The 1,294-nt window shown below is 34.7% G+C and carries 1 protein-coding gene and 1 riboswitch; the gene reads right to left on the bottom strand.

Features of this window, described 5'->3' with window-relative positions; translation table 11 throughout:
• Positions 1–337: 337 nt before the first annotated feature.
• A riboswitch (adenosylcobalamin (AdoCbl) riboswitch) is annotated at positions 338–490 on the bottom strand.
• Between the two features lie 71 nt (positions 491–561).
• Positions 562–1,011, bottom strand: a complete 450-nt coding sequence (locus tag ACYVLS_RS08965; RefSeq protein ID WP_346023882.1) for a EutP/PduV family microcompartment system protein — start codon at positions 1,009–1,011, stop codon at positions 562–564.
• Between the last annotated feature and the right edge of the window lie 283 nt (positions 1,012–1,294).

The following is a 1,294-nucleotide window of genomic DNA, read 5'->3' as shown; positions in this document are numbered from 1 at the left end:
TGGATCTGTTATAAAGCTGTTTAATCCAGACAATGATTGGATTATATTACCTTCATCGACAGAAATCATCATACGAGCAACGAGAAATTTGGGAAACATAATTTTTCATAGATTATTGGGAGTTACCATCAATGTACTAAAAAATTGAATAAAAAACCAGAGAAGTACTACACTGTACCTATTCTCCCTCATTGGAGATTCTCCGTCAATAGTTCTGTGATCTTTGTGAAACTATTATCGATCTGCAGATCCTGATAGAATTTTCCTTCTTCAAACACTAATATAATTCAGGTTTGTTTCTGGAAAAATAAAAAAGCCCATGAGACGGTCATAGGCCAAAAAGCGTTCTGTTTTGCCTCGAAACAGAGCCCTAGTAGTAATAGTAAACTCTAATTAACGACCTGACTTAAACCTGAAAGGTTCTCACAGTGGCGGGACCGTACCGGATTTACACCGGTTTCCTTAATTAGAGCGTTTTTTGAATTCATATTCTATCACAAACATAATAGCAAGAAAGCGCTTCAAAGGCAACATATATTTAATTTTTTTATATATTCTTAATCAGGAATCTTTCAGCTCGTCATCCTGTAAGTATTTCACAATTTCTTCAACTCCTTCGTTTGTATACGCTGACACCTTAAATATATTCTCTGCCCCAGCTATTTCCAATCTCTTCTCTGCTTCTTCCAACACTTTGCTGGATGTTGCTAAATCGATCTTAGTCAGTATACCAATAACAGGTTTTGAAAAATAAGAATTAAACATGGGCGGAAAGGTTTGTTCCCTTTCAGAAACACTGGATATAAAAGCAATTATATCTGCTTCAACAGAAGTCACTTGCAAGGCGTTATAATATCGTCGGTGATGCAAAAATTCCCCAGGGGTATCAATCATCCCAGGATCAAATTGTATAGCTTGAGTCTTGCTGTAGGATAATACCTCACCTTTGATCCTTTGACATAGCGTTGTTTTCCCCGATTCTATAGGGCCTATCATCATGATTTTTTTCATTACAATCCTCTTTTCTAGAAATATTGATGAATTTTTAAATAAATCAGCTATTACCTGAATTATTCATACCTCTAAATGTGGATAACTATTTCTATTAAACTCACTGCTTTTTTAGACATTTTTAAGTATTAACTGTCTATCATGCCACTTTATATTCTTCTCGATTAGATCGAAAACAAAAAGATGGAAAAAAGAGTATAAAGACCCCTTGGTCTTACAATCGTCAAAAAATTAATATGATCTTCTGGAGTAGCTAATGCAACAGAACCAGCTGTTGAATATT

Source organism: Alkalibacterium psychrotolerans, assembly GCF_054784355.1.
This window is presented reverse-complemented; position numbering and strand designations above follow the sequence as displayed.

What these genes read in the sequence shown, in the direction of transcription:
- ACYVLS_RS08965 (WP_346023882.1), bottom strand. Translation starts at nt 1,011, where the DNA reads ATGAAAAAAATCATGATGATAGGCCCTATAGAATCGGGGAAAACAACG.